Origin of the sequence: Halobacteriovorax sp. XZX-3, from assembly GCF_043196495.1 — a bacterium.
Lineage (GTDB): Bacteria > Bdellovibrionota > Bacteriovoracia > Bacteriovoracales > Bacteriovoracaceae > Halobacteriovorax_A.
Window position 1 is genome coordinate 396,615 of sequence record NZ_JBEBMO010000002.1, and the last position, 24,881, is coordinate 421,495.

Annotated in this window: 25 protein-coding genes, 1 tRNA gene and 1 pseudogene; 18 read left to right on the forward strand and 9 right to left on the reverse strand. The window is 35.7% G+C overall.

Annotated elements, in window-relative coordinates:
* The first annotated feature begins 26 nt into the window (after window positions 1-26).
* From dbpA to ABMA70_RS12435, 3 genes are all read left to right on the forward strand, one after another.
* On the forward strand, window positions 27-1,406 hold the full coding sequence (gene dbpA / locus ABMA70_RS12425; protein WP_392993144.1) for an ATP-dependent RNA helicase DbpA: 1,380 nt from the start codon (window positions 27-29) through the stop codon (window positions 1,404-1,406).
* Between the two features lie 14 nt (window positions 1,407-1,420).
* A complete protein-coding gene (locus tag ABMA70_RS12430; RefSeq protein ID WP_103217996.1) occupies window positions 1,421-1,873 on the forward strand; it encodes a YaiI/YqxD family protein in 453 nt (150 codons plus the stop codon).
* A 149-nt stretch (window positions 1,874-2,022) separates the two neighbouring features.
* The gene (locus tag ABMA70_RS12435; RefSeq protein ID WP_392993141.1) at window positions 2,023-3,312 is read left to right on the forward strand and encodes a DEAD/DEAH box helicase; all 1,290 of its coding nucleotides are present in this window, start codon (window positions 2,023-2,025) and stop codon (window positions 3,310-3,312) included.
* Window positions 3,313-3,317: 5 nt separating this feature from the next.
* Here ABMA70_RS12435 and ABMA70_RS12440 read toward each other — a convergent pair whose 3' ends face one another.
* Window positions 3,318-3,947 carry a hypothetical protein gene (locus ABMA70_RS12440; protein WP_392993139.1) on the reverse strand — a complete coding sequence of 210 codons (630 nt, stop codon included), beginning with the start codon at window positions 3,945-3,947 and terminating at the stop codon, window positions 3,318-3,320.
* A 146-nt stretch (window positions 3,948-4,093) separates the two neighbouring features.
* Here ABMA70_RS12440 and ABMA70_RS12445 point away from each other — a divergent pair, with 146 nt between their 5' ends.
* Window positions 4,094-4,540 (forward strand): YiiD C-terminal domain-containing protein, encoded by a 447-nt coding sequence (locus tag ABMA70_RS12445; protein WP_392993137.1) that lies wholly within the window; start codon window positions 4,094-4,096, stop codon window positions 4,538-4,540.
* Here ABMA70_RS12445 and ABMA70_RS12450 read toward each other — a convergent pair.
* Window positions 4,530-5,750, reverse strand: a complete 1,221-nt coding sequence (locus ABMA70_RS12450) for an NAD(P)/FAD-dependent oxidoreductase (protein WP_392993134.1) — start codon at window positions 5,748-5,750, stop codon at window positions 4,530-4,532. The genes ABMA70_RS12445 and ABMA70_RS12450 overlap by 11 nt on opposite strands.
* Before the next feature lie 88 nt (window positions 5,751-5,838).
* On the opposite strand from ABMA70_RS12450, the gene ABMA70_RS12455 reads away from it, so the two are divergent.
* The 5 genes from ABMA70_RS12455 to ABMA70_RS12475 all read left to right on the forward strand — a co-directional run bounded on the left by ABMA70_RS12455 (window position 5,839) and on the right by ABMA70_RS12475 (window position 9,847).
* Window positions 5,839-6,747, forward strand: coding sequence for a LysR family transcriptional regulator (locus ABMA70_RS12455; protein ID WP_392993132.1), 909 nt, complete (start codon window positions 5,839-5,841; stop codon window positions 6,745-6,747).
* A gap of 32 nt (window positions 6,748-6,779) precedes the next feature.
* Complete coding sequence (locus ABMA70_RS12460; RefSeq protein ID WP_393022282.1) at window positions 6,780-7,172, forward strand: MepB family protein; 393 nt, start codon at window positions 6,780-6,782, stop codon at window positions 7,170-7,172.
* A gap of 16 nt (window positions 7,173-7,188) precedes the next feature.
* Window positions 7,189-8,034, forward strand: a complete 846-nt coding sequence (locus ABMA70_RS12465) for an EamA family transporter (protein WP_392993131.1) — start codon at window positions 7,189-7,191, stop codon at window positions 8,032-8,034.
* A 62-nt stretch (window positions 8,035-8,096) separates the two neighbouring features.
* Window positions 8,097-9,359 (forward strand): NCS2 family permease, encoded by a 1,263-nt coding sequence (locus ABMA70_RS12470; RefSeq protein WP_392993129.1) that lies wholly within the window; start codon window positions 8,097-8,099, stop codon window positions 9,357-9,359.
* 56 nt (window positions 9,360-9,415) lie between these two features.
* Window positions 9,416-9,847, forward strand: coding sequence for a thioredoxin family protein (locus tag ABMA70_RS12475; RefSeq protein WP_392858803.1), 432 nt, complete (start codon window positions 9,416-9,418; stop codon window positions 9,845-9,847).
* A 10-nt stretch (window positions 9,848-9,857) separates the two neighbouring features.
* On the opposite strand, the gene ABMA70_RS12480 is transcribed toward ABMA70_RS12475, so the two are convergent.
* Window positions 9,858-10,439 carry a TetR family transcriptional regulator gene (locus ABMA70_RS12480; RefSeq protein WP_392993128.1) on the reverse strand — a complete coding sequence of 194 codons (582 nt, stop codon included), beginning with the start codon at window positions 10,437-10,439 and terminating at the stop codon, window positions 9,858-9,860.
* 84 nt (window positions 10,440-10,523) lie between these two features.
* Between ABMA70_RS12480 and ABMA70_RS12485 the strand changes: the two genes are divergently transcribed.
* From ABMA70_RS12485 to ABMA70_RS12495, 3 genes are all read left to right on the forward strand, one after another.
* Entirely contained in the window at window positions 10,524-10,916 is a 393-nt protein-coding gene (locus ABMA70_RS12485; protein WP_392993127.1) for a hypothetical protein, read from the forward strand.
* On the forward strand, window positions 10,913-11,512 hold the full coding sequence (locus ABMA70_RS12490) for a nitroreductase family protein (RefSeq protein WP_392993125.1): 600 nt from the start codon (window positions 10,913-10,915) through the stop codon (window positions 11,510-11,512). Before ABMA70_RS12485 ends, ABMA70_RS12490 begins: the two co-directional genes overlap by 4 nt.
* A gap of 321 nt (window positions 11,513-11,833) precedes the next feature.
* On the forward strand, window positions 11,834-12,652 hold the full coding sequence (locus ABMA70_RS12495) for a C1 family peptidase (protein ID WP_392993123.1): 819 nt from the start codon (window positions 11,834-11,836) through the stop codon (window positions 12,650-12,652).
* 2 nt (window positions 12,653-12,654) lie between these two features.
* On the opposite strand, the gene ABMA70_RS12500 is transcribed toward ABMA70_RS12495, so the two are convergent.
* Window positions 12,655-13,632, reverse strand: coding sequence for a 2-hydroxyacid dehydrogenase (locus ABMA70_RS12500; RefSeq protein WP_392993120.1), 978 nt, complete (start codon window positions 13,630-13,632; stop codon window positions 12,655-12,657).
* Between the two features lie 90 nt (window positions 13,633-13,722).
* Between ABMA70_RS12500 and ABMA70_RS12505 the strand changes: the two genes are divergently transcribed.
* On the forward strand, window positions 13,723-14,211 hold the full coding sequence (locus ABMA70_RS12505) for a hypothetical protein (protein WP_392993118.1): 489 nt from the start codon (window positions 13,723-13,725) through the stop codon (window positions 14,209-14,211).
* 80 nt (window positions 14,212-14,291) lie between these two features.
* A pseudogene (locus tag ABMA70_RS12510) lies at window positions 14,292-14,385 on the forward strand (DUF188 domain-containing protein); the annotation flags it as partial.
* Between the two features lie 297 nt (window positions 14,386-14,682).
* Here ABMA70_RS12510 and ABMA70_RS12515 read toward each other — a convergent pair.
* Window positions 14,683-15,738, reverse strand: a complete 1,056-nt coding sequence (locus ABMA70_RS12515; RefSeq protein ID WP_392993115.1) for a M4 family metallopeptidase — start codon at window positions 15,736-15,738, stop codon at window positions 14,683-14,685.
* Between the two features lie 407 nt (window positions 15,739-16,145).
* Between ABMA70_RS12515 and ABMA70_RS12520 the strand changes: the two genes are divergently transcribed.
* Both ABMA70_RS12520 and ABMA70_RS12525 read left to right on the forward strand, forming a co-directional pair.
* On the forward strand, window positions 16,146-17,192 hold the full coding sequence (locus ABMA70_RS12520; protein ID WP_392993113.1) for a S41 family peptidase: 1,047 nt from the start codon (window positions 16,146-16,148) through the stop codon (window positions 17,190-17,192).
* A 202-nt stretch (window positions 17,193-17,394) separates the two neighbouring features.
* Window positions 17,395-18,318, forward strand: a complete 924-nt coding sequence (locus ABMA70_RS12525) for a hypothetical protein (RefSeq protein WP_392993111.1) — start codon at window positions 17,395-17,397, stop codon at window positions 18,316-18,318.
* 463 nt (window positions 18,319-18,781) lie between these two features.
* Here the strand turns inward: ABMA70_RS12525 and ABMA70_RS12530 are convergent.
* A tRNA-Asp gene (locus ABMA70_RS12530) sits at window positions 18,782-18,858 on the reverse strand.
* 181 nt (window positions 18,859-19,039) lie between these two features.
* On the opposite strand from ABMA70_RS12530, the gene ABMA70_RS12535 reads away from it, so the two are divergent.
* On the forward strand, window positions 19,040-20,125 hold the full coding sequence (locus ABMA70_RS12535; RefSeq protein WP_103219178.1) for an SO_0444 family Cu/Zn efflux transporter: 1,086 nt from the start codon (window positions 19,040-19,042) through the stop codon (window positions 20,123-20,125).
* Window positions 20,126-20,155: 30 nt separating this feature from the next.
* Here the strand turns inward: ABMA70_RS12535 and ABMA70_RS12540 are convergent, their stop codons facing one another.
* Complete coding sequence (locus ABMA70_RS12540; protein WP_103219179.1) at window positions 20,156-22,297, reverse strand: phospholipase D-like domain-containing protein; 2,142 nt, start codon at window positions 22,295-22,297, stop codon at window positions 20,156-20,158.
* A gap of 11 nt (window positions 22,298-22,308) precedes the next feature.
* Window positions 22,309-23,589, reverse strand: a complete 1,281-nt coding sequence (locus ABMA70_RS12545; protein WP_392993109.1) for a hypothetical protein — start codon at window positions 23,587-23,589, stop codon at window positions 22,309-22,311.
* Window positions 23,590-23,832: 243 nt separating this feature from the next.
* Here ABMA70_RS12545 and ABMA70_RS12550 point away from each other — a divergent pair, with 243 nt between their 5' ends.
* Complete coding sequence (locus tag ABMA70_RS12550) at window positions 23,833-24,285, forward strand: hypothetical protein (RefSeq protein WP_103219181.1); 453 nt, start codon at window positions 23,833-23,835, stop codon at window positions 24,283-24,285.
* A 55-nt stretch (window positions 24,286-24,340) separates the two neighbouring features.
* Here the strand turns inward: ABMA70_RS12550 and def are convergent, their stop codons facing one another.
* Window positions 24,341-24,853 (reverse strand): peptide deformylase, encoded by a 513-nt coding sequence (gene def, locus ABMA70_RS12555; protein ID WP_103219182.1) that lies wholly within the window; start codon window positions 24,851-24,853, stop codon window positions 24,341-24,343.
* Window positions 24,854-24,881 lie beyond the last annotated feature (28 nt).

The following is a 24,881-nucleotide window of genomic DNA, read 5'->3' on the forward strand; positions in this document are numbered from 1 at the left end:
AATATAATAAAAGAGAAATAAACTATATGAGCAATAGCTTCACTAATTTAAAGATAGATAGCAGATTAAAAAGCAATCTCAAAGATTTAAAGTTTGAGAATATGACACCTATTCAGGAAAAGTCTTTACCAATCATTCTTGAAGGCAAGGATATAATTGCTCAAGCTAAAACAGGTAGCGGGAAAACTGTAGCATTTGGACTTGGTGTCTTAAATACTATTGATGTTAAACAAACAAGACCACAATGTTTAATTTTATGTCCAACAAGAGAATTAGCAGAACAAGTTGCAATGGAGCTAAGGAAACTCGCTCGAGCAATTTCTAACATGAAAGTATTAACAATAACTGGTGGAAGATCAGAGTATCAACAAGAGAAGTCTCTATCTCATGGTGCCCATATTGTGGTAGGCACACCGGGAAGAGTATTGAAGCTTTTAAAAAGAAAAATTCTCGTTCTTGATTTTGTTAAAAATTATGTTCTTGATGAAGCTGACCGTATGCTTGATATGGGCTTTTATGAAGATATCTCGAGAATTTCAGCATTTGTTCCAAAGCAAAGACAGACTTTACTTTTTTCGGCAACATTTCCTGAAGACATCGAAGATTTAAGTAAAAAACTTCAAAACGATGCTATTAGACTTAGTGTTGATGTTGTTCATGAAGAAACAAATATCAAAGAAGAGTTTATTCAACTGGGTTCCCATAAAGATAAAATGGATATGCTTTTTAGAGTTCTTGGAAAGTATCAGTCTAAGCGCTTTATCGTTTTTTGTAAGACAAAGAGAATAACTGATGTTGTTGCTGATGAGCTTTATAAAGCCGGTGTGGCCGTCGAGTCAATTCATGGTGATCTGGACCAAAATGAAAGAACCGCTGTTTTAACGATGTTTTCAAATAAAAGTCTTTCTGGAGTTGCTGCAACTGATGTCGCGGCCAGAGGGATTGACATTAAAGATCTTGATCTTGTTGTTAATTATGATCTCTCTAATGATCCTGAGGTTTATGTTCATCGCATAGGACGTACTGGACGAGCTGGAAATGAAGGAAGGGCCGTTAGTTTCTTTGTTGAACAAGAGATTGATAATTTAGAGAACATAAAAGAGTATCAGTCACGAGATTATGAAATTATTGATCCATCTAATTTTAGTGAAAGCACTGAGTACAATATTAGACCACTTATGGCGACAATCTATATTCATGCAGGGAAAAGAGATAAACTAAGACCTGGTGATATTGTTGGGGCAATCGTCGGTGAGTCTGGAATTGATTCGAAAGAAATTGGTGATATTTCGGTGACTAAGAATATGAGTTATGTTGCTGTAAAAGCTGAGCATATAAAGCATGTCGTTGAAAGTCTTCGAAATGGAAAAATTAAAAAAAGAAAATTTAAGTTAGGAATTCTATGATGAATAAAGAGCTGATGAAGATTTGGGTCGATGCTGATGCCTGTCCTAAAGTTATAAAAGAGGTTTTATTCAAAACATCTATTCGTCTACAAATTCCATTAGTTCTTGTCGCAAACTCTTATATGAATATTCCTCTTCATGAACTTATTACTTTTATAAAAGTTGATAGCGGTGCGGATGTTGCTGATATGTATATTGCTGACAACGCTAAAATTAATGATCTCGTTATTACAGCAGATATTCCTTTAGCTGCAGAGGTCGTAAAAAATGGAACTCTTGCTATAAATCCTAGAGGAGAGCTTTATGATGAAGAAAATGTCGGAGAACGTTTGTCTATGCGTGACTTCATGAAAGAGCTTAGAGATGGTGGTCTTATTACAGGGGGACCTGATGCATTTAGTACTAAGGATAAGGCAAATTTCGCGAACTCGTTAAATAAAATCCTTTCTAAGAAGGGGTTTAAGTAAATATAGTTTACAGAGGGGATTATAAAGGTTGACTTGTATCTCTATTCGGGAGATGAAGAGGGTTGATCTAGATACATTTTAAATATTCGCCTTTGCTAGTATTTGGATTAAGCAATGGCACTAGCGCTTTTTAAGCAAGGATATTTATTATGTCTTCAGTCAAATCTTTTGATTCTTTAAATCTATTACCTGAAATTCTTTCTGCATTAAAAAAGAAAGGTTATACAGTACCAACGCCGATTCAAGCAAATTCAATTCCACACCTATTAGATGGTGGAGATATCTTAGGGATTGCTCAAACGGGAACTGGAAAGACTGCTGCATTCTCTCTTCCTATTTTAAATAATTTAAAAATTAAAAAAATAAAAACAAAACCAGCTCGTATGAGGTGTCTAATCTTAACTCCGACAAGAGAGTTAGCATCGCAGATAGAAGAGAATATAAAAGAATACTCTAAAGGATTGGGGATTTCATCCGCAGTTATCTTTGGAGGTGTTAGTCCTAGGCCTCAAGTTCAGAAACTGTCACGTGGAATGGATATTATCGTTGCAACACCAGGAAGACTTCTAGATCTAATGGGTGATGGCCACGTTCGTTTTGAACAACTAGAAACTTTTGTTCTTGATGAAGCCGATCGTATGCTAGATATGGGCTTCATTAGAGACGTTAACAAGATCATTGCTAAACTCCCTGAAAAAAGACAAACTCTCTTATTTTCGGCCACAATGCCTCAGGATATTGTGAACCTTTCTAAGAAATTGCTTGTTAAGCCTAAGAAAGTTGAAGTGACACCTGAGTCGACAACAGTTGAAAAAATTGATCAAAAGATAAATCTTGTTCATAGAACAAATAAGCCGAAGCTTTTAAAGAATATTTTAGAGGATACTACAATTGAGCACGTGCTTGTTTTTACTAAAACTAAGCATGGCGCTAATCGTGTGGTTAAGCATCTGGATCAAGTTGGAATTACGGCCGCTGCAATACATGGCAATAAGTCTCAGGGGGCACGAGAGAAGGCCTTGGGTGGTTTTAGAAAGGGAACTGTTAGGGTGCTTGTTGCTACTGATATTGCTGCTCGTGGAATTGATGTTTCCCATATCACTCATGTTATTAATTATAATCTTCCTGATGATCCTAAGAGTTATGTACATCGTATTGGGAGAACTGCTCGTGCTGGAAGAGAAGGGATTGCTATCTCTTTTTGCGACGATACAGAAACAAAGCTATTAAACGATATTGAAAAAACGATTAACTACAAAATTCCTGTCGACACGAATCATGCTTTTCATGGAGTTGCGGGGCAACCTGACTCACAAGAGGCGCCTAGAGCTCCTAGGACGCCTAGGCTTAGAGCAAAATCTTCTAAAGATAATAACAATAAGCAAAGAAGCGCTAGGCGAAGAAGAGCAAAACAAAAGTCTAAATCATCGTCTCTTTAAGAACACTAAAAACGCGTTAAAAACTCAAAGTAAGTCGCACCATCTAGCATAAAAGTGGTGTAGACTTCTGTGTTTTGACCGATTTTCCCGCCAATTGGGGCAGTATTAATATCTGAGAAATCATAATTCTTATCACCGAATTCCTTAATAACAAAGACGAGTAAACCCGCACCTTGTGAAAGAAATTCTCCAAGTCCATTTTCTTTCGCTACAGCGTAAGCAACTTTAGAAAAGCCTGCATGACACCATTTATTTGAAATATCTCCTTGGTTATGTAAAGCACTACAAGGATCATCATTTTCGATAAAGTAGTCAGACTTAGAATTTGATAAGAAAAGGGCCGATTCACGACTTAGTCCTAGGACTTTAAAATCTTGGGGTCTTTCTTCATTATTCTTTATATATTTTTCAAAAAAGATTGAGGCAGCTCGAGTTGATTGTTCACTGTCTCCAATAACTATATCTTTGTACTTTTCAGAAAGCTCTACATACTCTCTGGCCATTCTAGAATATGAATCTTCTTGCGCCTGCATCATGTTTGGTTTGATGTTAAATCGCATATCACTAATATTTTCAGTGCTCGATAGGGCAGAGAGAGATAGTAAGATACTTAGTGGCATTATCAATTTCTTCATATGTCGTCCTCTTAAATTATTTTGATCATCTTAACTAATTAGTTAGTTTGATGGTGAAAATATGAAAAAATGAGTGTCTGTTCTAAGATTAGACAGACGTGATTTCATACGGTTATACTATGAATTGAGAGTTGGAGGTTATTGATATGAAAAAGATTTCCGAGCAATACAAGCGTGATTTGCTGGAGTCGATTCCAGTCGTCTCAGGAATGAAGCTTGAAATTAAGACTGTAGAAGATCAGAAAATCGTACTAAAAGCTCCTTTAAGTAAGAATATTAATTATGAAGGAACTGCATTTGGTGGAAGTATTAATACACTAGCAATTCTTTCTTGCTACCTCTTAACTCATCATACGATGAAAGTTCATAATATTGATTTCAAGTCTCTCGTTATCCAAAATAGTGAGATTGATTATCTTATGCCCGTAGATTCTGACTTTGAGGCCATTGCAGAAATTGATGAAGCTTCAGTAAATAGTTTCATACAATCACTTAAGCGACGCAAAGTCGGCCGCTTAAATGTTCATTCAAAGATTATGGTAGGAGACAGTGTTAGAGCGAGCTTTAAAGGACGCTTTGTTGCTACTTTATAATACGAATTCTTCTCTTATTAGAAAGAAGCGACCACGCCCATTGCATAAAGACCATAACCTTATTTCTAAAGTTGATTAAGAAGAAGATATGGACAAGACTCCACGCAAGCCATGCAATTGGACCTGCTAGCTTAACACCTTTCCATTCTAGTACAGCTTTGTATTTACCTACTGTTGCCATTGATCCTTTATCAAGGTATTTGAAGGCAAAGCGCTTATTTTTTAGTAGTTGCTTGGCAAGATGCTTTCCTTGTTGGGCCGCAACTGGTGCAAGAGAGGGAAGTGGGCTACCGTCTAATGACTGGAAGTTAGCTGCATCTCCTAAAATGAAAATTTCGGGAAAATCTTTTAAACTTAAGTCTTTTTCTACTTTTGCACGTCCCATTCTGTCTTGTTCAACACCAAGCTTTGAAATTAACTTTGTTGCGCGATTTCCTGCTGCCCATATGATATTCTTAGATTCAATTTTCTGGCTTTTAGTTTTTATATAATCGTCACCAATTTCTTCAACGACTTCATCTGTTAAAACAATCACACCTAGCTTTTCGAGATAGTTCTTGGCCTTTTCTGAAGTTGGATGGCTATAGCTTGAGAGAATATGTTGACCACCTTCAATTAGATATATCTTTGTTAGTTTTGGATCGAAGTCGTGATATTCGTTAACAAGAGTTTTATAGGCAACTTCTGCAAATGCCCCTGCAAGCTCTACTCCAGTTGGGCCACCACCAATAATAACAATGTTTAACTTCTTTTCTTCTTGATTAAGCTTTATCTCTTCTTTTTCAAATGAGTTAAGGACACGGTCACGAATACTAAGAGCATCAGTTAGAGTCTTTAAGCCAGGGGCACTCTTTTCCCAGTCATCATTGCCAAAGTAGAAAGGTTTTGATCCTGTTGCTACAGCTAGGTAGTCGTATTGATATTCATCACCACTTTTACATTCTATAACTTTTAGATCTTTATCAATTGAGACAACTTCCTGCATGTGTACTTTGATATTTTTAGCATGAGATAAGATTTCACGTATTGGCATTGATATATCTCCTGGAGATAGGGATGCAGATGCTACTTGGTAAAGAAGAGGGTGGAATAAATGATGATTTTTCTTGTCTAGTATCACGACTTCAAAAGAATCTTTATTAGCAAGACCTTTTGCCAGGGCAATTCCTGCAAAGCCAGCTCCAATAATGACCACTTTTATTTTCTTCATGATTTCCCCCTTGTTCTAGTACATTTTAAATTTAATTCAATTTTGCGCTTGAAACAATAAAGCTAATTTGAAATAATTTATTTCTAATATGGAAATAATAGAGAAGACTACATTTGATCGTTTATATGCCCTTCAGGTGGCAACTGTGGTTGCTAGAGAGGGAACATTTGCAAAAGCAGCTAAAGTTCTAGGAACATCAGCTTCAAATATAACTAAAGAGATTCAGAAATTAGAGAGTTATCTCGGAGTTGTACTATTTAAAAGAACAACTCGATCTTTTGTTCTTACCGAAGAGGGAATGCTCACTCTTGAGAAGTCTAAAAATCTTTTAGAGGAATTAAATAATCTAGAAGAGCAGTTACATGGAGTTGTTGACTCAGTTAAAGGTGTTATTCGTATTACTGCGCCAACGACAATCGGTCAAAGCTTCTTGGCGTCAATTTTTGCTGAATTTCAGCTTCATTATCCATATGTTGAAATTGATTTGATTTTGACAGATAGAGTACTTGACCCTGTTGAACATAATATCGATTTAAGTATTAGAACGGCATTTCAATTAAAAGATTCAAATCTTTATATGAAAAGAGTTACACAAATCGACCGTGTTATTTGTGCTTCCCCTTACTATATTGATCATTTTAAAAAGCCAACAAACCTTGAATCTTTAAGCAGGCATAACTGCTTGCTATATCTAAGAGGAGATAGCCCTTTTATTTGGAGCTTCAAGAAAGGTCAAAAGATTAGTCATATTCAAGTACAAGGCTCATATAAATCGAATAATTTAATGTCTCTCATAAAGGCTTGTGAGTTAGGAGTTGGGATTCTCAATGTACCTCGTTACTTAGTAGATGAACAAATACAAAGAGGTGAGTTAATTGAATTATTTAAGAGTTGGGAGCTTCCATCTCATAGTCTATTTTTCTTAACCTCTAGAAAACCTTCTAGTTCAAAGAAACTAGAAGTATTAGAAGAGTTTTTATCGGAGAGATTGACATAAAAAAGATAAGTGAAAAAATTGATCCATATATTATTCATGAGGAAGCGCAGGAATATAATGGATGTTCATATATATATGAAGGAAAGTACTATATTCAACGATCTTCCAAAGTAACACCTAAGAAAATTGGCCAATTTGTCACATTGTGGAAGAGAGACGAAAGTGGAAAAACAATACCATACCACTTAAATGACCCTCTCGATTATGTTTTGATTATTTGCGATACAGAAAGTGAACAGGGTTACTTCTTATTTCCAAAAGATGCTCTAGTGAAAAAAGGTATTCTCTCTAGTGAATATAAAGAAGGAAAGCGTGGATTTCGTCTTTACCCCAAATGGGATCAACCTACTAGTAAACAGGCTATCAGTTCACAAAAATGGCAACTCGATTATTTCTTTAATGGAACTTTTCAAGGGATTCGTTAGAAGCTAGTATAGCCAAATGAAAAGATTAATACTTGTTACTGTTTTATGGGCATTTTCATTTAGTCTAATAGGGCAATATATTGCTGGTAAGATGGATACCTATCTGGCCATATTTCTAAGACTCTTTTTCGCATTCTTAGTGTTTGTTCCATTTTTAAATTTTAGAAATATTTTTAGAGTAGAATCTCTTAAGACAATGCTCATTGGAATATTGCAAATCGGAGTAATGTACCTCTTTTATTACAATTCCTTTAAGTATCTATCAGTATCAGAAGTAGCACTCTTTACTATTTCAACACCTCTCATTATTTCAATTATTGGAAATATTATTGAGAGACGCTTTATCTTAAGACAGCTCTTCAGTGTTTTCTTAGTTGTTTTTGGTGCGGCCATCATAAAGTGGAGTGAGATCTCAAATGACTATATTATCGGCTTCTTACTTGTTCAGGGAGCAAATATCTGTTTTGGGCTAGGACAGGTTCTTTATCGCAAGATAATCTCTGAACAAAATCAGATGCAAAAATTTGCACTGTTCTTTTTAGGTGCCCTTATTCCAATCTCATTTGTTTTAATCTCTAGATCAACCTTCGCAAATCTTTCACAAATTACATCCTTGCAGTGGGGAGTCTTGTTGTGGTTAGGCTTTATTGCATCTGGTGTGTGTTACTATCTTTGGAATACTGGTTCTAAGCAAGTTTCATACGGAGAACTCGCTGTTATGAATAATGCAGTTATCCCTGCAGCTATACTTGTTAACGTCTTCTTCTGGGGAGCAAAGATTCAATGGACATCATTTCTACTCGGTGCTTTCATTATAATTTGTGGTATTTTGATTGAAAATAGGAGAACTCAAGATTGTTAATGTAAGAGTTGTGAATATTATTTAAGTTTTTTTGTCCTAAACTGAAATGCTAGAATACATGTATGAAAGCAAATAGTATTCGCACAGAAGTCATAGCAGGAATAACAACCTTCTTAACGATGAGTTATATTATTTTTGTCAATCCGCTCATCTTATCATCAGATGGCACGGGAATGTCTTTTTCTGCTGTTATGACAGGGACTATCCTGGCCAGTTTCGTTGCAACACTTCTTATGGGTCTCATCGCAAAGCTACCTTTTGCCCTTGCTCCTGGAATGGGGCTTAATGCTTTCTTTACTTATACATTAATTCTCGACCAAAAAATTCCCTGGGAGCAAGCCTTGGGCCTGGTCTTTTGGTCAGGTGTTGTCTTTGTTATCTTATCAGTGACGCCATTTAGAGAGAAGTTAGTTAAATCGATTCCAAAGAACTTAAGAATGGCAATGGCCGTTGGGATCGGAATCTTTCTTGCTTTTATTGGACTTAAGAATACCGGTATTATCATTGACCATCCTGTAACACTTGTTCAAACAGCACCGCTTTCAAGTGAGGGGACAGCTGTCATCCTTGGATTTGTTCTTATTATTGCCTTATTTAAGAAGAATATTCCTGGAAGTCTTCTGATAGGGATATTTTTTACTTGGACACTAGGAGCTCTCTTTGGAAAGTCGACTCTTCCTGAAAACTTCTTTGCAACTCCTGACTTTAGCTACTTTATGCAAGCAGATATCTTGGGGGCCTTAAAGATTGCTTATATCCCAAGTATTCTCACTCTTATGATGACTGATCTTTTTGATTCTTTGTCGACTTTTATTGGCGTCGCAGAGACGGCCAATCTTAAAAATGAAAAGGGTGAAATTAAGAATATGAAACAGGCCCTAACTGTTGATGCACTTGCGACTCTCTTTTCTGCATTCTTTGGAACTTCTACGACGACAACCTTTGTCGAAAGTTCCGCAGGAGTAAGCGTCGGTGGCCGCACAGGATTAACATCAGTTATTACAGCAATCTGCTTCCTTCCGTTTCTCTTTCTTGCTCCATTTGCACAGTCCATTCCAAGCTATGCAACGGCCCCTGTTCTTATCTTTGTTGGGATTCTCATGTTTAAGAATATCTCATCAATAAACTTTGAAAAATTTGAAGAAATGATTCCTGCATTCTTATGTATTGTTCTTATTCCACTAAGTTTCTCAATTACAACAGGGATAATGTGGGGATTGTTTGTACATACTATTTTATATATTGTAGCTGGTCGCATAAAGGACTTAAGTCTAACAGAGTGCTTACTTTCTATTGTTGCCTGTCTATATATAATTTTTCATTGATCTCTATCAAATATTTTTTAAGTTTTTATTGGTATAGTAGGATTAAGGAGTGAAAAATGAAAAAAATTATTATCTGTGATTCATGTGGTGCAATTAATCGAATTGATACGACAAAGCTTTCTGCCAGTGGAGCTGTATGTGGAAAATGTTCTAAAGACTTGGACACTAGAGCAAAGGTTCAAAGTATTACCTTTGATAAGCTAGAAAAAATTATTCAACACTCTGAGCTTCCTGTCTTTGTTGACGCTTACGCAGATTGGTGTGGCCCGTGTAAAATGTATGGACCAACTTTTACGGAGTTTGCTCAAAAGAATTGGCAGTCTGCAGAGTTTTATAAAATCGATACTGAAAAGAATCCAATGATCTCGGTTAAGTATGGTATTCGTGGCATTCCCACGACTCTAATCTTTAAAGAGGCGAAGTTAGCGCATTCACAAAGTGGTGTTTTACAAGTTGTGCACTTAGATCAAATGCTTTCTAATTTTTAAAATAACTAAACTATCTCCAAATGAGCTTAATGAATTTGTCTACTTCTAGTTCAAAATCAAGTCTAGTTTGACTTAAAGAATTAAGCTCCTTCGTATCTAATGTTGCAGGTAATTTAGATGTCTGATAAAGGCCTATGATATATGTATATGTCATGAGAAGATTCTGAGTGGTCTCTTTAATATCACGTTTAAAATGATTAGCAATATTCTTACTTAAATTTAATAAGTCATCTTGGTGGCCCTTTTTAAAAGGGTAGATAATTTCTTTTGTAATATTCTTCTCTAAAATTAGACTTGCTCTGGATAATAATTCTAAGAATTTTGTGTCCTTAGTAAAAGACTTAACAAGCTCTTTAAGGAATGAATCGATACTAGAGGTATTGATGAGTTCATTATTAATATGCTCGAACCACTTCTGATAAAAGTCATAGAGAATATCTAAGTAAACTTCTTCCTTCGTTTTATAGTAGAGGTAGTATGTACCCTTAGCTACTTGGGCCTTGGCCACGATCTGGTTCACGCTAGCAAGTTCAAAATCTGAACTTATAAATAAATCATAAGCACTTGTTTTTATTAATGTTTTCTTATCCATTCTTACCTCTTTTAAAATTTTACTTGATTACTGACCGGTGGTCAATTAAGCTGTGACCACTGGTCATTTTGTAGGAGTGATAAAATGAATTTGAAAAAGCTAAGTAGAGGACTGTTGTATTTTACATTCTTCTATAACTTATTTGGAACAATCTCTTTTGCTTTCCCTGCTGCCTTTAATAATGCTTCCGGGCTTCCTTTTCCACCCCATGCGGTCTATGCAGCATTTGGGGCCGGAAATATTTTTATCTGGTCTTTCGTTTATCTATTTTTGGCCCGTCAAAGAGAATTTAATCGTCCCTTACTATTAGTTGGTACCATAGGAAAGTTTAACCTTTTCGTTGCTTTGGTATTCGGTTGGTATGCAAAAGAAGTTGGAGGATCAACCCTGGCTCTCGGCTTGGTTGATGTGGCGATGGGAGTCGTTTGGATTAGTTACTTACTAAACTCAAAAAATCAAAAAAAGGAAATGATATGAATTTAATAAAGTATGCACAACAAAGATACTCTGCAAAATTATATGATGAAAGTAAAATGATACCAAAAGAGAAGGTCGATGAATTAAAGTCAGTCCTTCATCTTGCACCTTCATCAATTAATATTCAGCCTTGGAAGTTTACATTTGTTGAAGATAAAAAAGTAAAGTCTGATCTTGCTGATGCCTCACTTTTTAATGCTGATAAAATTAAACAAGCTAGTCTTCTAGTTGTGTTCAGCGTCCCCGAAGATCTTGAAACTTTTGAAGAAATGATATCTGGAGAAATGCCTGAACGTACACTCGCAATGTACCAAGGTGGCAAAGAACAAATGTCTCCTGAACAGCTTAATGCGTGGTTTACTCGTCAGCTATACATTGCTCTAGGGCAGGCCTTGACTGCGACAGCACAACTTGGTCTAGACTCGACGCCAATGGAGGGGATAGAGGCGGATAAGTATATGGAGATTCTAAAGATGAAAGACTTTAGGCCTGTGGTGGCCCTGGCCGTAGGCTATGCTGCTAGCGATGATTATAATCGTTTAGAAGTTATGCCTAAATCTCGTCGTGCTTTTGAAAAGGTTATTGAGTCGGTATAGGAGTGGTCTAAACGAAGCTCTTAGTTCCATATTTTGGTACTTTGAAATCAGTTGTTCTGCGCTATCTTAATATAGGGTATGGTTTATTCATCATCTAAATCTCATTAGGTGAATATTTGAAGGAGCGTATCATGTTTAACTATTTAGGAACTATCATTATTAAATAATTTCGAAGCCTCCTTAAGCGGAGGCTTTCTCATTTGTACATATTTTCAAACCCTTACAGTTCAACAATATTGTAAAAGTAACTGATTCCTTAGAAGTCATTTGAAGAAGCTCTTCCTTTCTATTAAATTCAGCGAGAATAAAGAAGGGAAATTCATGAAAATCATAATCTTAAGCCTATTATTATCTCTTGGTGTTAACGCTGAAATGGTGTCGATTAGACAGTATCAAACTCCAGTTAAGAACCAAAAAGACAGAAATACATGTGCATACTTTGCGGTTACGGCCATGCTTGAGGGTGCTATTAAGAAGAGATTTGATATGGAATTCGATATTTCAGAGCAATTTCAAATCTACTATGGGAAAGAGCACTTTGGAGAGTATCCAAATGCTGAGCATGGGTACACTTACGAGATTGCACGTAATTTTCGCAATCAATACTTCTTTATCGAAGAGGCCCAGCTTCCTTATCAGATGAGTTATTTTGAAAATAATGGCCCTTGCTCGCAATTCGATCCATTTGATGAAAGCGCGCCTTCATATTGCTTCTCACATGCTCCAGTCGATACTAGATCGCTTAAGAGAGTCAAGATGGATGGATTAGAAGTGAAAATGGTTACAAATTTATGGAGTTCTTGGAAATCCAAAACGGACTTATACGAAGATGAGATTAGAAGTGGGAATGGCCTTGTTGCAACAGTTCTCGTTTATTCTCCTCTTTGGGAAAATGCCCATGTTACACTTCCTGATGAAGTTTTTGCAAAGTGTGAGTCTGGTGAAGTTGCCTGCTATGGCCATGCGATTCACTTTACTGGCTATGACAAAGAAAAGAGAATCTTTCAATTCAAAAATAGTTGGTCAAGTGAGTGGGGTGATGAAGGCTATGGTTATATGTCTTATGACTATGTCATGAAACATGCAGTTGATCCCATCTCATTTAGATGGGACCGTTTTTTGGCCGACATCAGAAAATAATATCAAACGAGATATTTAAATTTTTGACTCTCTATTGAGTTAATACTTTCAAATGTTGTCTGTGCAATATTACTTAAGGCTTCGTGAGTTAGAAAAGCTTGATGAGAAGTAATTAGAACATTTGGAAAAGTCATTAACCTTGCTAGGTCATCATCTTGAAGTACGTCTTGAGAGTGATCGTCAAAGAATAAATTTTCCTCTTCTTCGTAAACATCAAGACCTGCAGCTAAAATCTTCTTTTCTTTCAAGGCTTTTATTAGGGCCTTTGTATCGACAAGCCCACCACGACTTGTGTTGATGAAGACGACACCATCTTGCATCTTCGAAATATTGGCATCATTAATGAGATGGTATGAGTTTTTATTAAGTGGGATATGAAGAGAGATGATCTTCGATTCTTTTAAAATCTCATCAAAGCCAACATACTCAACACCTAGATTCTCTAACTCAGAGTCTTTTGTTAAATCAAATGCCAGAACTCGACATCCAAAACCAAGGGCGATTTTACAAAAGGCCTTCCCAATCTTACCCGTACCAATAACTCCAATCGTTTTCTTATAAAGGTCAAAACCGACAAGTCCATCGAGATTAAAATTATTCTCTCTAACGCGATTATACGCCTTATGAGTTTTTCTATTTAAAGTTAGAATCATTGCCATCGTATGCTCTGCAATTGCTTGAGGGGAGTATTCTGGAACTCTTGTAACAGGGATTTTTTTTGATTTAGCGTATTCCAAATCGACGTTATTAAACCCTGCACATCTTAGTGTGATGAGCTTAATACCAAAATCACTTAGCTGGTCTAGAACTTCTTTACTCACTTTATCATTTGTAAAAACACATACGACATCGTGACCATTAGCAAGTGGAGCAGTTTCTTGATTAAGTTGCTCTTTGATAAAAGTAATATTGTGTCCACTCGCTTGATCTAATAAATATTTTTTTTCAAAATTGTGGGTACTAAAAACAATTATCTTCATACTTCCTCTCTTAGGCGGTAATAAATTATATGTAGTATATGATACAGATTTTGTTAATATTGTAACTTATAATCTTTAAATGGATTTTTAATGAAACAAATAATACTAACACTCTTATCTTTACAAGCATTTGCGCAAGTACCGGCGATTAGACCAAATAACTCTGTTATTATTGAAGATTTTTGTATTTGTAGCGAACAAAAAGATATTCGAGCATCAGCAGGTGAGAGTTGTACTCAAGTATGTCAGAATACTTCTTTTGATATAACAACAATGATTGCTAAAGCTAGCGTAGGAAAAGATATTTCTACCAACCCTGACTTAAGAGATCTTAACGGTTGGTGTTCTCATGATCTTGATAATGGAGCACTTAATCCAGCTTCATGCACATTAGTCGTAACTGATGAAGCAGGGGATCAGTATCGATTACTTCCAAAAACATATAATGGCACGAATTCATTTGAAGTTATTTTAAACGACCTTGCTACGAGCATAGGCTCTGAATATTCTTTTTATTTGGAAGAAAGTGGTAGTGGTGTTGAGTTCGCTAGAAGTAAAGAAGGATATATTTCTTTTTAATGTTCATGAACTTTAAATGGGAATTATAGGAACTTAGTTAATGAAAAAACAAGAATTTAAAATATGGGTGGATGCGGACTCTTGCTATTAACCCACGCGGAGAGCTCTATGATGAAGAGAATATTGGAGAGCGCCTTTCAATGAGAGATTTCATGCAAGAGCTGGCCGAGATGGAGTTGCTATTTCATTTTGTGATGACACAGAAAAGAACCTTTTAAAGGATATTGAGAAAACGATTAAGTATCAAATTCCTCAAGATAAGGATCACCCATTTCATGGTGTCGCAGGAGCTCCTACACAACCTCAAAATAATCGACGTCCAGAAAAGAAGAAGCAGGCTTCTTCAAGAAGTGGTGCGAAGTCTAAAGGCAACAAAACGAGTAAGTCGAATAATCAGCAAAGAAGTGCGAGACGCAGACGTGCTGCAAGTAAAGCGAAGTAGATTGAAATAGGTTAGTGGGATTGCTTCTTTTATGGCCCAATATGCTTCCATACAGAAAGCAGGGTTTTAAGTGTTTGCTTATGATTTAAGTCTTGGGCTTCATTTAAATATTTAACTGTTGCCAACTTTATATCCCTGATAGTTGAATTCTTATTAAGATATTTCATGTAAGCATTGAAAAAAACTTTAGTTGCAACTTCATATCCTACACCCTCAAATTCAACTGTTCCCTCAGACAAGAGATAAAAAGCATTCGTTACTATACCTGCATTATAATAAACATTAGGGCCATTAGGCTTGTATTCGTCAAAGTTACTTGCTTGATCATTTTGTTCTGGGTTTGAAATATCACGTAAGCAATTACCCTGACCAATATATGCTTCATGTCCTAACTGATAGCAATCTGCACTTGGATTATTTTTAAAGCAAACAAAAACCCCGATAATATCTGCAAATGCTTCATTGAGTGATCCCTGGTCACCTTCGGAAGCAAGTTCTATTGTATTTGCTAACAGCCCATGAGCAAATTCATGGGCAACGATTCCAATACTTGCAGACAAGTGAGTGTGATCTGAAATATCTGAACTCTGCCCGAATGTAATTATATTTTTATCTTTATCCCACCACTTTGCATTATCATTAAATGAGCCTTTTTTTAAAAGCACTGAAATTACTTCCGACCCTTTATTATTAAAGCTATTAAACCCTAAGTGCTCTTTTACGATTCTTATTGTTTTTATAGTATTAACATGAGTATCTACGAGAGCAGGGTTTGAGAATAAGCAATTTTGTGATTGTACAATTTTTCCTGGTACTCCCCAAAAATCATCAGAGAGGAAATACAATGGATCATTGTTTAGGTTGCCATTGCTGTGACCTGTAGTAGTTGTAACTTTATATTCTTTGGAGTGAAGGTATTGTTGAGCACTATAAATATTTTCAACAACGTCAAACACCTGAATCTGACCTCGAGAATCTTTACTATGACATGTGACCATACGGTGATCTTTAAACTGATTAGCAAAGTTATAAGGAAAAGCCTTAAGCGATATGAAAATAGTTACAAGAGCTAATAATTGATACATATGCTCTTATAAGGAATCTAAATATGAGTCGCAACTTATATAGTTATAATTTCAGTGTTTTGTAAAAACTACAGGAGTTCTTAATATAAATATTACAGTACCGAAAGCTTGACCTGCGGTGAGAGCGTAAGCTCTGATCGCTGAGTCTGCATAGGGTTGCGAAAGAATGGAACGAGTGTCAGCTTCGTGAGATTGCAGGGACGCGATACCGAGATGTAATTACAGTACTTTATGCTAAGTAAATAATTTTATTTATTAAGGAAAGCTGACGAAAAACCGATAATATTTATATGAGATTTTTCATTTTAACATTTTCATTTTTTTCAATATTAGTTTCTTGCTCTTCAACAAATAAGGAAGAGTATTCTTTGGTTTATGATCCATCAATAAAAGTTAAAGCCCCCCCCATGTTGAACAAGGAAAAAATAGATTTAGATGTAAATCTTGTTGAATATACTCTTAAAAATTCCTACTCAGGTTATTTTTTTAAAAATAAAAATAACGTAGAACTAGGAATTAAAAAATTAAAAGAATCTGTTGTAAATTTTGAATCGATTAAACCAGGAGATTTTTGTAATGTATTAGGGGAATCATTTTCTCATGTTCAAGATGAGCATTTGACTTTTCAGTTTGGCCCTATGAAATGTGCGAGAAATACATTCGTTGGAAATGTCGGTAAAAGAATCGATAGTGAAGAGAAGAGACTTTGGACGGTAAAAAAAGTTGTTGAAGGTAATAGTAACGTTCTCGTTATCACTATCTCTTGGTTTGCATCACACTCTTCAAATAAATGGGATGGGATGCTTAGAGAAATTAAGACGCATTTAGATCAGATCGATTTTGTTGTCGTTGACCTAAGAGGTAATAGTGGAGGAGATGATACTATTGGATATCAGTTAGCAAAATTATTAACTGGTGGCTCTCCGTTTTCAACACCATATGCAAATCAATACAAGGTCGTTACAAGAGCTGGTTTAGAAAGTCTAGCTAACTTATTTTCTTTCTTGGCACAGAGTGCAGAATCAAAGAAACAAAAAGATTTTTTTTTAGACTTCATAAAAAGAGATAAGCAAAAATATTCTGACTATAAAAAAGAGACCGCTATTGTAAATAAAGAAATACCTGAAGTTATTAGGGCCAAGGCATTAAAGCCAGTCGTGATTTTACAAGATCGTGCTTGTGCATCTTCATGTGAAAGTACAATAGACTTTTTTGAATATATTGATGATGTAACAAGAGTCGGTGAGAACACAGCTGGTCAGGTTCAATTCGGTAATCTTGGATTTGTCGTACTTCCTGAAAGTCGCATTCAGATAAATATACCTTCAACATTTAATAGCTATAGAGATAACAGATTTATAGAGTCTATAGGTATAAAGCCCGATGTTAATGTTCCAAAGGGTCAAGATGCATATGACTTTGCAATAACATATATGAAGAATAGACGTAAGTAATAGAATGTACGGTTAGTTATTAGAATTCCCACTATTTACGACTATTTCAATAATCTGATCATCAAAACCATCAGGTTCTTATGTATACTTTTTAGACACTTTTACTTTCTCCATAAAAATTCTTCAATAGGACTGTCTCTCGATCAAGATAATCTATAAAATTGATTCGTATTCACATTTTTACTTTGGCCGAGGAGACACTATGAACAAGATTATTATTGGTTTTTCACTATTTTTAACATTACCAAGCATTACAGCTCAAGCAACACCTGTGTTGACATTTGACTCACTAGTAAACCCTGCAAAAGTAAAGCTTGTAGAAGAAAAAGTAACGAACATTTTAACTACGTCATTAGAGCAATCTAAAGTCTTAAAAGAAAACAACGAATCTGATTATAGAGACCTTGTTGAGCATATTAATATGTCATTCAATGGAGAACTTAAGCTTCTTCTAAAAAATAAAATCAAAACTGTATACGAAAGAAGAAAGAATACTTACACAGCAGATGAATCACTAGAAAGTGATATTGCAGAATTCTTCCAGGAGATTAATGAAATTCATTCAGAAATGTCTGAACTTAGAACTAAGTCTGAAGGAGTTAATGGATGGGAAAAAGATGTCGAGAATAGAACTCACAAGAAAATTGCACAGCTTTGTAAATCTAAAACTTCAAACCTTTGCAATACCTTAGAGAGCCTAATCAGAGGTAGAACATTACATGCAGGTAATAAATGTATTTCGACTTCTCTTTCAAACTGTACTATTGATATTATTAAAGACATTGCTCGCTTAGAAGACAAACCAGTACGTGAGTACGATAAATCTAAATATATTCCACATAGAAGTATGTATCTTCTTCCGATTAGTTTCTTATCAGAAAATAGTTATATTGATTCTTTAAAAGAAATTCATAGAAATAAGACAGAGATTAAAGTGTCTCATAGTACTTTCTTCAATAACACTATTTCTTATTCAGCTGAGGAAGTAAGTTTCAAGCTTAGTCGTAATGGAGCTTCTAGAGTTATATTTGGAGGCCAATATAGTAAAGTAGAAGATTCATTAGGGTATTTTTATGAACTATACTCTCAAAAAGAAACAACACCGAATATGTCAGCTTCATATTAATCAAGAAAAAGTTATATAGAACTTAAAAACAGTGCTTTAGGGTACTGTTTTTTTGTTTTTACTCGAAAAGAATTTTTATCAAATTCATTAAGAAGAACCCTTTAAAGGGGAGACTAATGATTTTGCCATACTGGCATTTCTTATTTGAAATTTAGTGATATTGAAAATGTTAGTGGGATTGCTTAGTTGGTTACCCTCTCTCGCTCCCATCGTGGTCGCTCATCAGGGTTGCACGGCTTCAATTAGCATACTGCTTTTCTTGTAAGAAAATAGTCATTCAAAAAGTGTTCGTGGGATTGCTTAGTTGGTTACCCGAAAGCTCCCATCGTGGTCGCTTCTGGGTTGAATTGCGTCATCTGCTCCTGCAGATGGCCGCAAACAAAAAAAAAGCCGAGTGGGTTAACTCGGCTTTTAATATCTTAGTCTCCGAAGAGATTAAAACTTGAATGTTACGAAATGAAAATGGCGGGAGCGAAGGGACTCGAACCCTCGGCCTTCTGCGTGACAGGCAGACGTTATAACCAACTTAACTACGCCCCCGCATTTCGTAAGACTTAATATAGGGATTTCGGTTTCATTCGTCAATAGAAAAATTTAAAAAAAGTTCAATTTTTTTTAGCCTATCTATAAAATTTGTCTATGGTTGTGTGAAAAAGCCAGTAATAAAGGACGTTTCAGAATAATTCTGCTAAGATTGGTCAACGAAAAAAAGGTAAATTTTATGAGTTTTTTAACGTCACTTTGGAATTATATATTAGTATCGGCTCCGTTTTTAATGTTTGGGCTTCTTGCTGCAGGAGTTATTAAAGCTTTTATCTCTGTTGAGCGCATAAAGAAGGCAATGGGTGGTAAGGGATTAAAGGGAGCGGTAAAAGCCTCTGTCTTAGGTATTCCACTTCCTCTTTGTAGTTGCGCTGTTATTCCTACTGCGGCCACATTAAAAAAGCAGGGGGCTTCAAATTCGGCCACTTCTGCGTTTTTGATTGCAACACCTGAGTCTGGGGTTGATTCAATAGCCATGACTTATGGAATGATGGATATCCCAATGACGATCATCCGGCCAGTCGCTGCTTTTGTGTCGGCGTTTGTTGCTGGTGCTCTTCAATTAGTTTTTAAAACAGATAAAGATGTTGAACAGGTTAGTGGGGAAGTTAAGCCTAGTTGTTGTGGAAGTTCAAAAAAGAAAGATGAAAGTGTTATTGTAAAGCAAAGCTTTGCAAAGAAGGCGCAAGCTTCTGTTCACTTTGGATTTGTTGAGCTTGTTGATGATATGGCCATCTGGCTTGCCTTTGGTATTGTGGCCGGAGCATTCATTGACTTTGCACTTCCTGCTAATTTCTTTGATGGCCTTTCTGGTTGGGGTGGAAGAGGGGCAATTCTACTTGTAGGGATTCCTCTTTATATTTGTGCATCAGCGACGACACCTATTGCAGCTTCTCTTGTAATGAAGGGAATGAGTCCTGGTATGGCATTACTTTTTCTTTTAGTAGGTCCAGCGACGAATATCTCAAATATTTTAGTTATCGGGCAGTATATTGGAAAAAAAGGTGTTGTGATCAACCTTCTTTCAATTGCTCTTGTTGCGCTAGGTTTTTCTTTCTTAACGGACTACCTTTACAGTGCATTTTCATGGCCTCTTAACTTTAATGTTTCTCATCACAATCACGAGACATCAAGCTGGTGGGAAGTTTCATTAGCGGTAGTGTTTACACTTCTACTTCTTCGCTCACTACTATTTGTCGAGCTACCTAAGAGAGTAAAGAAATATTTTGAAGATAAAGGAAATTCAGGTAGCTGTTGCGGTTAACAGCTACCTGTTTGAATATAGAACTCTTTATTATTTGTGGCGTTTTTCGATATCGTCTTTTGACTTATAGATCATACTTCCAAGAGCATTGATAATTGCAGATGAGCGTTTTCCAAAAGCAACCCCTTGAACATTTGCCTCAAAATTTTCGATATCAAAGATCTCCATCTTTTCTGAGTCGTGCCAGTCTCGACTAAAGCGTCTTTCAAAGCTTGCTACTTCTTTCTTATCAAAGATCTGTGCACCAAATTCTCTAAATGAACCTTGGAGAGTATCTGGATTAATATTTGATGAACCACCTAGAACAGTGATTCCATCAATCGATGTAATCTTTCTATGGTTTTCTTGGTGATACTCTTTAGTTGAGCCGTCTGGAAAGTTTGCTGTAATACCATAAGTCTTACGTGCACGTACTTGAATTCCTGCATCAACAAGCTTTTTAACGAATAGGGTATTTGGGAGGCCGTTCATTCCAAAGTTTCCGTTGTGATCGATAACTAGCTTAATATCGAGAAGAGGGTTCTGTCTCTTGGCCTTTACAAGGGCATCGATTACATATGAGTCATATAGGAATAGCTGTTCCATAAAAATATTCTTTTCTGCCTTTGAGATCATATCAACGAGGATATTTCGAACATTCTTAATTGTTCCATCAACATCGGCTTCGGCAAGGCGAATAACGGAGTCACCTTTAATTTCATACTTTTCTTTCTTGATTCGCATATCTTCTAATATTTGATCTTTTTGAGAGAGGTAGGCACGGTTATCAAAACCTTGTTCTTTATAGTAGAAACCTACTAGCTCTTTTGGGTCTTCCGTAAGTGCCGCTTGAAGATCGCGGTAGTAAGAAGCTTGAACAAGTCCTGCTGCAGCACCTGTTACGTAGATAGCATCATCGTAGTAGTAACCACCACTATGGTCAGTCCAGTTTTTTGAACCAAAATATGCTTGTGCATTTTCAGTGTTTCCATCAACGACAATTACTTTAGAGTGATCAATTTTTGATTCAAAATATGTACTACCTGACTCAAAATATTTGATCGCTTCAGCAGTTTTTGGGATTAGTTTTGTAATTCCAAAAGGGATCCCTGGAGGGTGACGCTGAATATTTGCCTGAAGTAATGAGACACTTTTCTTTAAAACAGGGTCTTTTTCACGACGCTCTTTAATGTATTCAAAGATCGGCATCATCTCATCTAACATATTATAGTTAGTAGCATAGTCGTGTAGTAGGACAACTTTAAAATTAGGATTTTCTTTAAGCTTCTCTTTCGTTTGATCTAAAAGATACTCTGATAGAGTTGCTCCAAGAGTTCCTCCGAAGAGAAAAATATCGATAAAGATTGAGTCCTTAGAACTTGCAATCATATCACGAATCTTAATGTAAATCGGATCCTGTTGAAAAATGATATTTCCTGTAGGATCTTCAGGTGTTGGCATCTTAATATAATCAGAATCGAAGTCTAGAGTCCCACCTGCAAAGATAACTCTTTGATTCAGCCAATCGATACGCTCTAGCGAACGCTCGTTCTCCGAGACGATTTCTGTTTTATTTGAAGGAACAAAACCAAGCGCTGAAAGAGAGTAGTTATTAATATCACTAAATGTTTCTGAAAAATCAATTGTTGCAATTTCATTCTCTTTAATACTTCCGATTACATCTTTACTGCTTGCGATTTTCATTGCCTGTAGCTTTAATGTTGGAAAATAAGTTGAAATAGAATTTGATGTGATTCCTTTTCTCGTGATCTTTGTAAGAAGCTCTTGTGCAGCTTTTTTATCCTTATCCTTCGTTAGAGGATTATCAATAAAGTCTCTGAGTATAAATAGTTTATAGGCCAGGAAGTAGTAGAGAACCTTACCAAGCTCTTTTTCATTTGGAGAAACTTTTGTCCAGTAAGTAACAGGCATTGCTATTTTATTTGGCAAAACTTCGTCAATATTCTTTAAGAACTTTACTGCTTGTTTCTCTTTCGATTTATCGAGCTCTTTTATCGCATCAAAGAAAGTCGGAGCATGAGCATAGTCACGTTTTCCATAGACTGATTCGTAAGACTCTAGAAATAGCTTCTGTGAGTCGAGACGGTCTTTGATATTAAAGCTTGCTGCAAATGATTGCGTAGCAAGAGTTGAAAGTAGAGCTGTTGTTAATAATTTCTTTGTCGATTTCATTGTCGATCCTATTATTTAATAAATTTCTCTAGATTAAGTTTTTGTACAAGAAAGTCTGTATTTTCTTGTAGAAGAGTTTTTCTGATTGCATCTTTAACATGCATTCTTAAATCAAAATCTCTTGGGTTCGTTGTAATACGACTTTTACTCGTAAACTTTTTATCACTGTGGCTGTATACTAAAGTTTTTAGCTCACCGTTGAAGTTTGTACGGATTGTGCCATTAGAGTAGTCTCCTTGAAATTTGAATTTGGAAGTTCTAATGTCGTTCTTTTTATCAAATACACTAAAAAGTCTTTTGAAGAAGCTATCGTACTTCTTATCAAGGGAAACAATCTCGCCAAAGTGAAAGATCGTTTTAGTTTTCTTAGGAACCAAGCTATCAAGATTGTATTCATAGATTGTATCAACAGTAAGAACTTGTGGTTCTTCATTCTTTGCTTCAAATTCCTGCTCTGTGATATTCAAATATTTTGATTTAAATGAATCTATTTTTAAGTCTGTAGGGTAGTTGATACGATAATACTTACGAAGTCGTACATATCCCTTTATTCCATTCTTTTTTGGATTGGGAATAGGCTGAGATATCTTCCAGTCTGTATCAATTAGCTCTGATGTCAGTGTAATTGCCCCACCGATATATTGATAAATATCGTTAGAAATTGGGATTTGTGTATCTAGGACACGATGTGAGAAATTCTTATTATAAGTTTGGAAAGCTTCATAAAGTGATCCTTGAGTCTCAAGGTTTATAAGTTGATTTGTTTGTAACTCATCCTTATATGAAACAGAGTCTTTATTGTAAGGTGTAAACATAATATCGAACTCAAAATTAGAATCGATAAGCTTATGAACTTTAACTGTATAAACAAAAGTATTGAGGAATTCTTTTGTTAATTCAGGAAGTAGTTCCGATTTTAAAGTCGTCCCTTCCTTATTTCCTTTTTCGATAAGTCTTTTGAATCCAGCACTAAGGCCTTTTTCAATTGCTTCTTTACCGTTTTTTGTGAAGTATTTAGCGCCTTTGTCTGACCAGAAGTCTACAGACATCTTGTAGTCGACATTTCCATTGAAGTCTTCATAGATGACATACTCTTCAAAAGGGAATAGTTGTGGGAACTCTTTGTATTCGCCAGGAACTTTTTGAGACGCTGGAGCTCTTCGTTCATGGATTTTTTCTTTCGAATAGACGTTATCAAACTTAGATGTTGAAAAGAATTGATATGCAACAAATGCATTAACACTAAGTACGCACGCTAAAGCAATAAAACTTTGTTTCTTACCTTCACTCATAGTATGTCTCTCTCATTAGTATTTATCCTTCTTATCTTGTCGGATTTTAAATGCAAAAACTTTACTTCAAATTCGTAATCTCTTGAAAACACTTGATAGAAGTAAAGTCAGACTCTATCACTTGTAAAAATAGCGAGTTGTTTTTTATAAAATCTCTCTCGACATATTACCTTTATTTAAGTTTAGAAAAATCTAGTTGGGCGTTATCGTTATTTACAACCAAAAAAAACATGGAGGAAAAAAATGAAAAAGGTAATTCTAAGTCTACTTCTTGCAACAGGTCTTTCTTTTAATGCGTCTGCAGCAGTTGGTATGTTAACAGGTAACTGCTACATCGCTTATACAGGACTACTGGCAATGAAAGTAGGTGTTGGTTACTCAGTAAAAGCAATCTTCTCAGGTGACCAAAAAGATTGGGCAAAGGCCGCTAAGATTGGTCTTGCTGGATTAATTGTTCTTGATAATGAAGGACTAGCAGAGTTTGGTCCTGTGTATGGAACAATTAAAGGTGTGAGTGCAGATCAAATTGCTATCTACAACTCTGAAGTTGAAGAAGCAAATTTAATCCTTGAAGAAGTTGTTGCTCAAATGGATCGAGACACTTCTGTAGCAGAGACTAAAGAAATTTGGGCACGCTACGAATCATCACTATCTCCTGAAACATTAGATGTAATGCGTGCAATTGTTTCAGAATAATAAATAAAACCTTCTACAAAAAGAAAGGCCCTCTTTTTAAGAGGGCCTTTTTATTTTATAAATTTTCTTCGTAAACGAGCTTTTTTATATCCTTTACATTATCTACGTAAAGTTTCCCATATAGATGGTCGATCTCATGTTGAAAAACTGTTGCTAAAAAGTCTTGTGCTTCAAAAACGACTTCCTCTGCCTTTTCATTTAAATATGTCACACGAATATGATTTGGTCTTTCTACATATCCTCTCAGTCCAGGAACCGAAAGACACCCTTCCCAATATCCATCTTCTTGTTCTGTTAAGAACTCAATTCTTGGATTGAAAATAATGAGCTTTCCACTTGGTGTTGCATCTTCGTATCGTGAATCCTCAGGTACATCAATTATTGTAACTTTCTTAGAAACACCAATTTGGGGAGCAGCAATTCCTATTCCACCTACTGCTAGCATTGAATCATTCATATCTTCTAGAAGTTGCTTTGTCTCTTCACTAAGAATTTCTTCTTTAGTAAAATCTTGTGCTATTTCTCTTAGAACTGGATCTCCCATTGTTCTGATTCTTTGTACTGTCATAATTTTATTCCTTTAAATTTACTTTCAC